The organism is Labilibaculum manganireducens (assembly GCF_002843385.1).
GTDB classification, from domain to species: domain Bacteria; phylum Bacteroidota; class Bacteroidia; order Bacteroidales; family Marinifilaceae; genus Labilibaculum; species Labilibaculum manganireducens.
This window is the reverse complement of the sequence record NZ_MVDE01000042.1, coordinates 14987-27857: the sequence shown is the minus strand read 5'-3', so window position 1 is coordinate 27857 and position 12871 is coordinate 14987. Positions and strand designations below refer to the sequence as shown.

Sequence of the window (12871 nt, the reverse complement as noted above, 5' to 3'; positions counted from 1 at the left end):
TTCTTAATTCAGAAGATTTCCCCTCTTCAATTGAATTAAGCCAAATTTTTCCGCCTAACCGAAATCATTACTAATTGAACAAGTTTTGCTATCACAAACAGAATCACAAACGAAAAAATAATTGTTGCTCCTGAAGGTGCATTAATTCGATAAGAAACCAGCAAGCCAATAAACGATCCCAAAATTCCAAATGCTATCGATCCGAAGATCATTTTCTTAAAACTATTCGTAAACATATTGGCTATGGTTTGCGGAATTGTCAAAAAAGAAATCACCAGAATAATTCCAACCACTCTAATATTTAAAACAATGGCCAAAGCCACCAATGATATCAGTAAATAATTTAAAAACTGAACCGGAGCTTTCTGTGTTCGTGCAAATTCTTCATCGAAGGCAACAAATAAGATTGGCCTTAACAAGAAGAAAAATACAGCAATTGTGAATACACATAAACCTAAAAGCAGGTATAAATCCAAGGCTCCGACAGTTAAAATATTCCCGAATAAAAAACTCATTAAATTGGGCGCATAACCGGGTGTCATGTAAATAAAAAGGATACCCAAAGCCATTCCAAAAGCCCATAAAATTCCAATAACAGAATCTTGTCTCACGTCAGTTTTTTTCGAGATCCATTCAATTCCCAAAGCAGATAACACACCAAAAACCGCAGCTCCAAATACCGGATTCAATCCTAAATACCAGGCAAGGCCAATTCCTCCGAAAGAGGCATGTGTAATTCCGCCACTGATAAAAACAATTCTTCGTGCAACAATATAAGAACCAATAATTCCACAGGAAATACTCGCCAGAATTGCTGCTCCAACTGCGTTTAGAAAGAAATTATATTGAAATAACTCTATTAGTTCGTTCATATCTTACTTGTGATGCTTTAGTACTCGGTGAGGAACTTCGCCATGTGTTATTAAATCAATCGGGCAATTATAGGCCATCAACTGCTCTTGCGATATCACATTCGAATCATGGTAACATAGCGTTTCATTCACACAAGCAATTGACTTTACATGAGAACATATTGTTCCAACATCATGAGAAACAATGATAATGGCCATATGAGAATTTAAATGATGAAGAATTTCATACAACTCTCCTTCAAAATTGCTATCCACATAAGTATCCGGCTCATCTAAAATCAACAACTTCGGATCTGCAATAATTGCTCTGCACAAAAACACACGCTGCAATTGTCCGCCAGACAACTCTCCAATATTTTTATTCTTCAAATGAATAATGCCCATTTGCGTCATTAATTCATCCGCACGCCTCTTGTTCTCACTATTATATCTTCCAAATATCTTTTTATGAGACATTAATCCAGAAAGAACAACCTCTTTAACTGGAATAGGAAACTTGTTATCAATTTGATTGATTTGAGGCAAATACCCAATAATACATCTGTCATTACCATCCGGCAGTATTTCTCCCTCAACAGGCTTTATAGTACCCAAAATGACTTTTAACAGCGTTGTTTTACCTCCACCGTTAGGACCGATAATTCCCAAAAAATCATTTTCTTTCACCACCAAATTCACTCCTTTCAATACAATCTTTTCATCGTATCCTGCAGTCAGCGATTTTAATTCCAGAATTTTTTTCATTTCCGACAATTTCAGTCTTTAAGTATAGTAATGATTCGTTTCATTTCTGTCAGCCAGTCTTCCGCCAAAGGATCAATAACAACAACATCGCCATTAATTTCGGCAACAATTGCTTTGGCATTCTCAACATTAAATTGTTTCTGAACAAAAACATGTTTTATACTTAATCGCTGAGCTTCCTCTACCAAGTGTTTCATATGAGTTGGAGACGGCTCTTTGCCATCCATCTCTACAGATATTTGATTTAAGTTATAATCCCTTGCCAAATAGGTCAAAGCCGGATGAAAAATCATAAATGACATTCCTTTTTTATTACTCAATGAAGCTTCAGCTACCTGATCTAACTCTTCTATTTCAGAAAGAAACTGCTGATAATTTTTTTCATAAATATCCTTCTTTTCAGGAGCCATTTTAATTAGTTCCTGATACAAGTTCTTGCTAAGTATTTTTACTGATTTTAGTGATGACCAAATATGAGGATCAATTCCACCTTCATGAAAATGATCGCCATGCTTCTCCTGACCTTTGATCAATTCGATGTCTTTCGAAAGATCAATAAGCTTAATACCATCTGTTCCTTCCAATAAATTATCCAGCCAAACAGTTTCGAAGGGAATATATCCAATTCTAAGATATGCAATTGATTTGGCAACATCTTTCATTTGCATTGGCGTTGGCTCATAAGTTGCCGGACTGGCTCCCGGAGGAATCAAAACATTCACTTTAAAATCATCACCTGCAATCCGCTCAATGAAATATTTTTGAGGCAATATACTTACCGATATCAAATTTGGGTCCTTCTCGATTTTACCTGACTGACAAGACATTGTAATTCCTGCAAGCAAGATCAGAATAAATTTATTTACTAAGTGCATTTCTAAGTTTTGGGGATATTGTTTTATTTAGATCTACTTTAAATAACAAAAGTAGATGTTTTTTTGTTTCCACAAAGATTTTCCGTTTAAATTTTCATTGTATATCACACAGACAACCGAATGAATTCAGAACTTGAATTTAGTGAAAACCAACTCATTTAACAAAAAATGACCCGAAAGATAAATTTAATTATCTCTCGGGTCAAAAATGCTTTTATTTATAAAAAACTACTGAACCAATTTCTCAATGGCTGCTTTTAATTCCTCACCTCTTAGATTTTTTGCCACAATAACTCCGTTTTGATCAACGATTACTGTAGCAGGAATTCCACTAATACCATATAATTTAGCGGCAGAAGATTCCCAGCCTTTCAAATCAGATACATGATTCCAAACTAACCCATCGTCTTCAATCGCTTTTAACCATTTTTCTTTCTTATCATCTAAAGACACACCTAAAATCTCAACTCCCTTAGGATGAAGCTCAGTATACATCTTAACCACATTGGGATTTTCCCCTCTGCAAGGCCCGCACCATGATGCCCAAAAGTCAATTACAACAACCTTACCTTTAAAAGAAGATAAGCTAAGTGGTTTTCCTTCTGTGGTATTTAAAGTAAAATCAGGAGCAGGTTGCCCAACAGAAACTTTTTTCAACACCTCAATTTTATCCTTAAGTAATCCTGCGTAAGATGATTTAAGAGCGTTCTCTCCTAACACAGCGTAAACTTCTTCCATTTCGGCAACTTCAAGCGGAGATGCAATTCTGTAGGCAACGAATGCTGCCGCTGCAGTGTTTCCATTCAACTTTAAAAATTCCTTACTTGCAGTAAATTTATCAGCTTCTGATTTATTAAATTCTGCTTCGATAGAATCCATAGCAACCTGATTCTTTGCTTCCGCTGCTTTTTGATATTCAGAATATAAAGCTTGTTGTTTTTCCTGAAATCCTTTCTGCAATGCACCAAAATTTGTTAAAACATCTTGATTTAAAGAACCTGTAACCTTAGCTTCCCTTAAATTTTCAACATTAGCATCAACAGTAATTGCTGTATTCTCAAGAAACAATTGAATTGCGCCTCGCTGCCCCTCCAATTCAAGGTAGTAAAGATCCGGAGATGCAACAGTTCCCTCGAAAGAAAAACCTGTTGCAGTCATTTCTGTTGAATCTGTTTTCACCAATTTATTATCCTGAAGTTTAGAAAGATAAACTTTTCCTTCAGTCATACCTTCAACTTTTCCAGTTAATTTGTACTGATCTTTAGATGTACAAGAGCCTAAAAAAAGGCCAATCGCTGCAATTGCGATAAAAATTTTCTTCATGTGATTAAGTATTTTGATCTGTTTTTTTTATTAGACATTAAAACTACCAAATAAAACAATAAAAAGAAAAGTTTTTCAGTAAACCAAGTGCTTTATTCTTGATTTTTTACATCACTAAAATAAGCATCCAATAGTTTGTGTGCCGCAACAAAAGAGCTCATCTCATCATTCAAAACCTTCTTTTCAAAATCAGGAATCTGCCCTTTTATTAATTCCAAATGATAAAACCTATCACGTAATTGCTCATTAATAGTTTCATACATCCAATATTTAGCCTGTTCACTTCTTCGCTGATCAAAGTATCCATTTTGCTGCGTATGACTGCAATACTCCATAATATTATCCCAAATCTCATCAATGCCGGTTTTCTCTATAGAAGAACAGGTAAGTACTTTAGGAATCCACCCCGAAGGTGATTGAGGAAATAAATGCAGGGCATTTTCGAATTGAACTCTTGCCAATTGAGCTTTGTGAATATTATTCCCATCGGCCTTATTAATGCTGATCGCATCGGCCATCTCCATAATTCCCCGCTTAATTCCCTGCAATTCATCTCCGGCACCGGCAATTTTAATCAGTAAAAAGAAATCTACCATAGAATGTACAGCTGTTTCCGACTGTCCTACACCAACTGTTTCGATCAAAATTGTATCGAAACCAGCGGCTTCGCAAAGAATTAAGCTTTCGCGGGTTTTACGTGCTACTCCACCTAAAGATCCGGCCGAAGGTGAAGGCCGGATATAAGCTTTGGGATCAACTGCCAACTCCTCCATCCGCGTTTTATCTCCCAAAATGCTCCCCTTGCTCCTTTCACTACTTGGGTCAATTGCCAATACTGCCAATTTATGCCCATGTCCGGTTACATGTTTTCCAAATGCTTCAATAAAGGTACTTTTCCCCGCTCCAGGAACTCCTGTTACTCCAATCCTGACAGACTTTCCAGAATAAGGCAAACACCTTTCAATAATTTCCTGAGCTACGGACTGATGCTCATGTTTTGAACTTTCGATAAGAGTTATTGCCTGACTTAACATCCCAATATTCCCATCTAAAATACCCTGCACATAATCCTCAACAGAATGTTTTTTACGCTTATTCTTTATAAGTCTATCCGCAATCCTTGGATTAATAGATGGTGGTTTACTTATCCCTTTATTTACTTTGAGCGCCTTGTAATCAGGTGCATTTTCGATATGATCTCTTTTATTTTTATCTGTCATGACAAGAAATTTCCTTTCGTTTCTGTTTGCGAAGTTATAAATTTACAAAGTAATGATTTAGTAAACATCATGAAAAGTGTATATGTTTGTCAGCAACAAAAAAGGCTTTTCCTGATGGAAAAGCCTTTCATATGATTATAATTTCATATGATTATAATTTCATATGATTATAATTTGTTTTTATTTGCTATTTGGTCACGAAAGCTCGGGATTACCATTCCTGAATCATCCCCCTGAGTGTCAAAACACCTTGGCATGAACGTTTCACAACTTAATTTTAGAATCTCAATTAATTCGTTTTAGGCATCACCACATTTCCCGAAATACGAAGTTTTACTTCCGAATCAACAGGGTCATTTGTAATCACAGTGATCATTTTATTTTGACGGCCTCTTTTTCCTCTGGAATTAAATACCACTTTAATTTCCGATGCTTCACCTGCTTTAACAATCTTAGTGCTCGGAGCAATAGCTGTACATCCACATGAAGCTTTGGTTTTTCTGATAATCAAATCAGATTTACCCATATTCTTCATTGTGAAAGAATATTCTGCTTTTTCACCTTGAGTTAATTCTCCAAAATCAAATACATCCTTTACAAATTCAACTTTTGGAGAATTAGCCAATTCCGATTTCGATAAACTTGAAAAATCCTCAACCAAATTAGCACTAACAGTTAGCCGGTTACCCGATTTATATTCCTGATTGATTAAAACATCCAGGTAATCAATCACAAATCCCCAGTCATTTTTCTTGCTGGCATCGTAAGTCGCAATAATCTGACCCTTTTGTTTTGGCTGCAATGTTTCAGGAACCATCTTCAAAGATAAGTGAGCAGGCACTCTTTTAAATCCAATACTTATTGGTTTGTCACTATCATTATAAACTTCCATTGAAGCATCTTTTACCTCTGTATTTTTCACTTTAGTAAAAGAAAGATGATTGTTCTGCAATCGCAGGCCATCCATTTCTCTTGGATACAAATCAGCCACAGTTTTTTCTCTGGCAATTACATTACCACTAATTCTTAATATAGTAATTGCTGGATTCGTGTTTGCAGTTATCGTTATCGACTTATTGAACGGCCCCGGACGATTCTTAGGGTCAAAAGTTGCTTTCACAAATCCTTTCTGCCCTGGCGCAACTGGTTCCTTACTCCATTCCGGAGATGTGCATCCGCAGGAGGACCGTACCTGGTTAATAATAACCGGCTGATTTCCGGTATTAATAAATTCAAACGAGTAAGATGTTAATCCATCTTCTTCCTTAAAAGTCTTGAAATCGTACTCCTTTGTGTCAAATTTCATTACTGGTGCAGCATCCTGAGCAGACACAGACAATGTGCTTCCTAGAATAGCAACAACCAACAAATAAAATACTTTTCTACTCATAACAATTAATTATTTTAATTTACAATGATCTTGTATATTACGGCAAACAATTTAAAGAGTTCATAAAATCCTTGAAAATTTAGCCAAACAAACAAAATTAATTATTTTTCACTAAAAGAAAACCTAAATATCGTTAAATAGTTGTTAAGTCAAATCAAAAGGCAACCATAACATATTTTCTATTTGTTTTTCAAGATTATGGATACTAAAATATTAGTGAGTTTCTTCAGTATCCAAAAACAAAAACCGAACCAAGTTTATCTGTTCAAAATTATTTTCTTTCAAAATTGCTTACCTTTCTATCTGTTGTAACTATTTAGTAGATTTGTGTTTGATTGAAGTGAAATTTCAAATGCCTGAAATATTACCGACACTAATCAACCAAACAAGAAATTGATTTGCAGTAAATTAACCAGAAACCACAAATGACAAAACTAAAAACCAAAATATTAGCATTCTCAGAACAGATTAATGATGAAATAAAAGAAATAAGAGCTCATCTGCACGCTCATCCTGAACTTTCTTTCGAAGAATTTGAAACATCTAAATTTATTCAAAATTATTTGAGTGAGTTAGGAGTTCCCTATAAATGTGGCTTTGTCAAAACCGGGATTGTTGGGAAAATTGAAGGAAAAAACCCTGCAAAGAAGGTTATTGCACTTCGTTCTGATATGGATGCCTTGCCCATTAACGAAAATCCGAATAACAAATACTGCTCTCATAACAAAGGTGTTATGCATGCCTGCGGACACGACATGCACATGGCCAGTCTGCTTGGAACAGCCAAAATTCTATTGGAATTCCGAGATGAATGGAAAGGTACGATTTTACTTATTTTTCAGCCTGGAGAAGAATTATTACCTGGTGGTGCCAAATTAATGATGGAAGAAGGAGCTTTACAACCTGAACCGGAATGGATACTTGGTCAGCATGTTTTACCGGATATGCCTGCTGGAACTATAGGATTTAGATCTGGTATGTATATGGCATCCGGTGATGAAATATATCTTACCGTTAAAGGCAAAGGCGGACATGCTGCTATGCCTCACAAATGCACAGATACAATTCTTATAGCCTCACATATAATTATAGCACTGCAGCAAATCGTCAGCCGCCATTGCGATGCAAGAATCCCAACCGTACTTTCTTTCGGAAAAATGATTGCTGACGGAGCGACCAATATCATTCCGAATGAAGTAAAAATAGAAGGAACCTTTCGTACCATGAATGAAGAATGGAGAGCTAAGGCCAAACAATTAATTACTGACATAGCTCAATCAACAGCCAAAGGAATGGGTGCGGTATGTGAAGTAGACATTCGTCATGGCTATCCGTTTTTAGTCAATCACGAAGACTTCACTCATGAAGCTAAAATAAATGCGATTGAATTACTGGGCGAAGAAAAAGTTGTAAATATGGATATTAGAATGACCACCGAAGATTTTGGCTTCTATTCACAGAAATATCCTGTTACTTTTTATCGTTTTGGGGTCCAATCGGAAAAAAACGGCTCTTTGCACACTTCAACTTTCGAAGCAAACGATGATTCATTACGAACATCAATGAGTACAATGGCGTGGTTAGCGATTTCATATTTAAACAAATAGTTCTCGTAATTAGCTAAAATCAACCAAATAAAAAAACAAACATCTTTAATTCTGCACAATAGAGAGTGCAAATTATTTACCTAAGCTTATTCTTCATTATTTAATCTGTTTCAAAATAATATAATTCTCGGCGAAATTGTTTCTCCATTAAAAATATGATATTACATTTGTGATAGTATTAACACTAAAAATTTAAAGAAAATGGCTTACGTAATTAACGACGACTGTATTTCTTGCGGTTCTTGCGAAGGAGAATGTCCTGTTGAAGCAATTTCTATGGGTGATGAACATTATGTAATCGACGCTGATCTTTGTACTGATTGTGGTACTTGCGTTGACGCTTGTCCTGTGGAAGCTATTCACGCAGAATAATCGTAATTTAGCGATATTAAAAAGCCAGTGAGATAATCACTGGCTTTTTTATTGAAATACTATTTCATCCATTTTAATATCATGCTCATCAATTGGTACATGATCCAAAATCTGGAAATCGAAACAAATACCAACCTTAAAAGAACTTAACGACTGTAACAACCTGTCGTAATAGGCTTTTCCTCTACCCATCCTATTCTTTTCCCGATCAAAAGCAATTCCAGGAATCAAAATCAGATCAATTTCGTCCTCATTCATAAATACAGATCCCTCAGGCTCTGGAATACCATAATGTTCGCCTTCTATCAGCTGATCCGCTCCTTCAAAAAGTTTCAAATCCAAAGTTTCTCCTTTAACACTAGGTAAAATCACTCTTTTCTCGTTGGCCCATTTGCAAACAAAATCGTGAGTATAAACCTCATCCTTCATCGACCAGTAAAGCATTACTGTTTTGGCTTGGATAAATTCCGGAAGTTGTTCCAAACGTTTCAAAATAGGTAAGCTCAACTCTATTTTCTGCTCAAAAGAATAATTTTGCTTTACAGCTCTTATCTCCTTTCGGATTCTTGCTTTTTCCTCTTCAATATTTCGCTTTAATACACTCATTTCTGGCTCTTATTCATAAATATCAGTTCTTCTATCCTTAAAAACATCATTGTTCTTCGTAATCATTTTATCTCTGGCCAATTCAGGATCAATATCTACAAACAAAATCTGCTCTAGCTTATCAGCTTTAGCAATAACTTCTCCTTTTGGATTCACAATAACAGACTGACCTGTGAAAGAAAGTTCTTTTTCCGTTCCAATTCGATTTGCTGTGGCAATAAAAATTCTGTTCACCAATGCATAGGAAGGAATTACCGATTGTGCATATGGCAATACCAAATTTGAAGGATGAAGAATTAAATCGACTCCTTGCAAAGCTAATTTACGCCAAACTTCAGGAAACATCCAATCGAAACAAACCAGGATTCCTATTTTAACATCATCAACAATAAAAACAGGAAGGCCTAAATTTCCTTTCTCGAAAATATTTTTTTCATTCATGAATAAATGAAGTTTCCGATAGGTTCCAACAAGCCCTGTTGCATTCATCAAAACAGCAGAATTGTACAATTGATCACCATCCTTCTCTGAAAATCCAGTGGCAACGGTAAAATTATACTGCAAGCACGATTCTTGAATAAAATCAAGAAAAACACTATCTTTTACGGTTTCCGACAGTTCAAAAGCTTCTTCTTTCGAATCGAAATTATAGCCGGAATTGGCCAATTCCGGAAGAACGACTAAATCGGCTTCTTTTGCTCTGAAAAACAATACCTTTAAAGATTCTATCGTTGATTGTAAATCACCAAAGACAGGTGCAAATTGAATCAAAGCAATTTTCATATGAATATAATTTTAAGTTTTTGTCATATAGAACTTACCATGATAATCATCTCCCTGTGTGTCAAAATATCCTTGTTATGGACGTTTCATTTTTGATCATTTTAAGGCTGATAAGCAGATTCCCGCAACATTGCAGCATAATCATTTTCAGTCATTAACTGATTTATAGTTACCTCGGGATGTTTTACCATGTATTCTTTTACAATTTGCCATCCAATCCAAATACCGGTTCTGGAAGGCGATTCCTGCGGCATTCCCGGAGTAAACGGCCCATCGTTTATATACTTAATAACCGTACGGTATTCGCTTGTAAACAAATGTTTTTGCTCAATAATATATCCCCACATCAACTCATCATTCTCCTCACACCACTCCAATTCTTTTTGCGAATACTTCATCACATCGGCCTCGCTCTTTTCGGGCATCATGGCTTGTAAAAAGTATCTTATTTTTCCCTGATAAATCATATTGCTGATTAAATCATCCTTTAACGGAGTAAAAGGAAATTCAGTTAAGGCGTAAGCAAGCACAACATCCTGAACAATTCTTTCAGGAATCATATTTTCTCTGGCATACATTGGCGTTCCCAAATAGGAATAAAATGCACAATCTTTTCCCAAATACTTATCCAAGCTTATTCCAATCAAATTTTGAGCAACAACAATCGACTGATTAAATCCTGAAATTTGAGAATAACAATTTGGGATCGGCTTTTCCGGAAAATAGTACTTTAAATATTTAAAAGCATTTGTCAACTCCTTTTCTTCTTTATCCAGAGTCGGAAACTTTTTAGCAACGCTGTCAGCAACCTGGTTCATTGTTGAATCAGTTAAAAACTTGTTCAAATAAACCATATAATCAGAATCATCTGAATCTCCCAGACCAATCACTTTATTACTATACAATTGCAATACATCAGGATACTGCTGTCTTAACTGATTTAAATCTGATTCTTGTTTTACCGCGAAAAGCTCTTGCTCAAATCTTTGAATTTTCACTTCCAAATCAATATTTGAAACATCAGGACTTTTAGTGTCCGAATTACATGAATAAAGAAAACCCAGCAACAAGATTAAAATACTCGCACTTGTATTTTTGTAGTGATTTAACTGCATTCTTATGATTTAATTGTAGGTATTTGTTTTTGTGTTTCTCAAAAATATTAAAAATAAGTTAAGCCCGGTTCAAAAATTGGTTTTTCCTTACAATGCCTTAATAAATACAAGGATTAATTAATTTTGTCACGGTTTTGTTTTTGCTGATAGAAGGAATACCTATTCCATATTTTTATCACTAAATTTGCTAAGCTGAAAACAAGTACAGCTTTAAAGTATTCAATTATTAAAATGAGACAGCAGATTAAATGATCTTTCTTCTCATCCTGAAAGATTTCGGGACTCATATCTTTTAAGTATGAAAATAGCATTAGCCCAATTAAACTATCATATTGGTAATTTCGAGAGCAACACTGAAAAAATTATTTCAGCAATCAATAAGTCGCGCAAAAGCGGCGTAGATTTGGTTCTGTTTTCAGAGTTAGCCATTTGTGGATATCCGCCAAAAGATTTACTGGAACGTAAGGAATTTGTTGAGAAATCTAAATCAGCACTTCAAAAAGTAGCGGAGCATTGCATTGATATTGCTGCCGTAATTGGAGGACCATCGGTAAATCCTCATCCGAAAGGGAAAAATTTATACAATTCTGCATATTTCATTTCCAACGGGAAAATTGAGAGCATTCACAATAAAACTCTGTTGCCTAATTACGATATTTTCGACGAATACAGGTACTTTGAGCCCAATACAGAATTCTCTTTGGTTGAATTGAAAGGAAAAAAAATTGCAATCACTATTTGTGAAGATTTATGGGAAACCCAACCTGTAGACAACAACTTTGCAAAATCAGCATTGTACACAATTTCACCGATGGAAGAGCTAAGCAAACTCAATCCTGATTTTGTGGTAAACATTGCAGCATCGCCATTTTCCTATAATCAGCAAAATTTACGAACCAATATTTTGAAGGCAACTTCGGAAAGATATCAACTTCCAATATTCTACGTCAATCAGATTGGTGCACACACCGAATTAATTTTTGACGGTGACTCTCTGGTTATGAATTCGAAGGGAGAAGTAGCCAAACGATTAAATTATTTCGAGGAAGACTATCAAATAGTTGATCTTGAAGCGATTGAAAATAAAAAAGCAGAAGCCAGAAATGTAAATTACATAGAAAAAATTCATGATGCCTTGGTTTTAGGCCTGAAAGATTATTTCGGGAAAATGGGATTCACCAAAACGACACTGGGACTTTCAGGCGGAATTGATTCGGCCGTAACAGTGGTTTTGGCAGAACGAGCTCTTGGCAAAGAAAATGTACGGGTTCTGTTGATGCCTTCCGAATTCTCTTCGGATCATTCCATAAAAGACGCAGTAGACTTGGCTGAAAACTTAGGCATTCAATACGATATTGTCCCAATTCAGAATATTTTTCAGGAATTTCAGAAATCCTTAGATCCGATATTCGGCGATCTCCCTTTTAATGTTGCTGAAGAAAATATACAGGCCCGCGTAAGAGGAACACTGGTTATGGGCTTATCGAATAAATTTGGACACATCCTTCTAAATACATCAAATAAGAGTGAATCGGCAGTTGGATACGGAACTTTGTATGGAGATATGAACGGAGGCTTGTCCGTATTGGGAGATGTATACAAAACCGATGTTTTTAAATTGGCCTGGTTCATCAATAAAGATAAAGAGGTAATTCCTGAAAACTCAATTGTAAAACCACCATCAGCCGAATTACGTCCCGATCAAAAAGATTCGGATTCTTTACCAGATTACGATGTGTTAGACGGCATTTTATTTCGATATATAGAAAAAAATATGTCTTCGGAAGAAATTATTCAAGATGGTTTCGAAAGAGTAACGGTTCAAAAAGCGCTCAGGTTAGTCAATATGAATGAATACAAAAGATTCCAGACTCCGCCTATTTTACGCGTTTCATCGAAGGCTTTCGGCTTTGGCCGAAAAATCCCCTTAGTAGCAAAACACTAATTAATGGGTATAAACACCT

Annotated in this window: 12 protein-coding genes; 3 read left to right on the top strand and 9 right to left on the bottom strand. The window is 35.6% G+C overall.

Translation table 11 applies throughout. The annotated features are described in order from the left end of the window. Positions 1–35: 35 nt before the first annotated feature. From BZG01_RS18910 to BZG01_RS18885, 6 genes are all read right to left on the bottom strand, one after another. Positions 36–872, bottom strand: coding sequence for a metal ABC transporter permease (locus tag BZG01_RS18910; RefSeq protein ID WP_101311406.1), 837 nt, complete (start codon positions 870–872; stop codon positions 36–38). Positions 873–875: 3 nt separating this feature from the next. Further along, the gene (locus tag BZG01_RS18905) at positions 876–1616 is read right to left on the bottom strand and encodes a metal ABC transporter ATP-binding protein (RefSeq protein ID WP_101311405.1); all 741 of its coding nucleotides are present in this window, start codon (positions 1614–1616) and stop codon (positions 876–878) included. Positions 1617–1627: 11 nt separating this feature from the next. Then, entirely contained in the window at positions 1628–2491 is an 864-nt protein-coding gene (locus tag BZG01_RS18900) for a metal ABC transporter solute-binding protein, Zn/Mn family (protein WP_101311404.1), read from the bottom strand. Positions 2492–2719: 228 nt separating this feature from the next. Further along, on the bottom strand, positions 2720–3814 hold the full coding sequence (locus BZG01_RS18895; protein WP_101311403.1) for a TlpA disulfide reductase family protein: 1095 nt from the start codon (positions 3812–3814) through the stop codon (positions 2720–2722). A gap of 92 nt (positions 3815–3906) precedes the next feature. Further along, complete coding sequence (gene meaB / locus BZG01_RS18890) at positions 3907–5034, bottom strand: methylmalonyl Co-A mutase-associated GTPase MeaB (RefSeq protein ID WP_101311402.1); 1128 nt, start codon at positions 5032–5034, stop codon at positions 3907–3909. A 289-nt stretch (positions 5035–5323) separates the two neighbouring features. Next, on the bottom strand, positions 5324–6424 hold the full coding sequence (locus BZG01_RS18885) for a DUF1573 domain-containing protein (RefSeq protein ID WP_101311401.1): 1101 nt from the start codon (positions 6422–6424) through the stop codon (positions 5324–5326). Between the two features lie 425 nt (positions 6425–6849). Here BZG01_RS18885 and BZG01_RS18880 point away from each other — a divergent pair, with 425 nt between their 5' ends. Together BZG01_RS18880 and BZG01_RS18875 are read left to right on the top strand one after the other, a co-directional pair. After that, positions 6850–8031: a M20 metallopeptidase family protein gene (locus tag BZG01_RS18880; RefSeq protein WP_101311400.1), complete on the top strand. Its 1182-nt coding sequence runs from the start codon at positions 6850–6852 to the stop codon at positions 8029–8031. Positions 8032–8232: 201 nt separating this feature from the next. Beyond that, positions 8233–8403, top strand: coding sequence for a DUF362 domain-containing protein (locus BZG01_RS18875; protein WP_096429549.1), 171 nt, complete (start codon positions 8233–8235; stop codon positions 8401–8403). Between the two features lie 48 nt (positions 8404–8451). On the opposite strand, the gene BZG01_RS18870 is transcribed toward BZG01_RS18875, so the two are convergent. The 3 genes from BZG01_RS18870 to gldB all read right to left on the bottom strand — a co-directional run bounded on the left by BZG01_RS18870 (position 8452) and on the right by gldB (position 10907). Further along, complete coding sequence (locus BZG01_RS18870; RefSeq protein WP_101311399.1) at positions 8452–9009, bottom strand: 5-formyltetrahydrofolate cyclo-ligase; 558 nt, start codon at positions 9007–9009, stop codon at positions 8452–8454. Positions 9010–9018: 9 nt separating this feature from the next. After that, positions 9019–9792 carry a nitrilase-related carbon-nitrogen hydrolase gene (locus BZG01_RS18865; RefSeq protein ID WP_101311398.1) on the bottom strand — a complete coding sequence of 258 codons (774 nt, stop codon included), beginning with the start codon at positions 9790–9792 and terminating at the stop codon, positions 9019–9021. A gap of 101 nt (positions 9793–9893) precedes the next feature. Further along, positions 9894–10907, bottom strand: a complete 1014-nt coding sequence (gldB, locus tag BZG01_RS18860; protein ID WP_101311397.1) for a gliding motility lipoprotein GldB — start codon at positions 10905–10907, stop codon at positions 9894–9896. Positions 10908–11205: 298 nt separating this feature from the next. Here gldB and BZG01_RS18850 point away from each other — a divergent pair, with 298 nt between their 5' ends. Next, on the top strand, positions 11206–12852 hold the full coding sequence (locus BZG01_RS18850; RefSeq protein ID WP_101311395.1) for an NAD+ synthase: 1647 nt from the start codon (positions 11206–11208) through the stop codon (positions 12850–12852). Positions 12853–12871 lie beyond the last annotated feature (19 nt).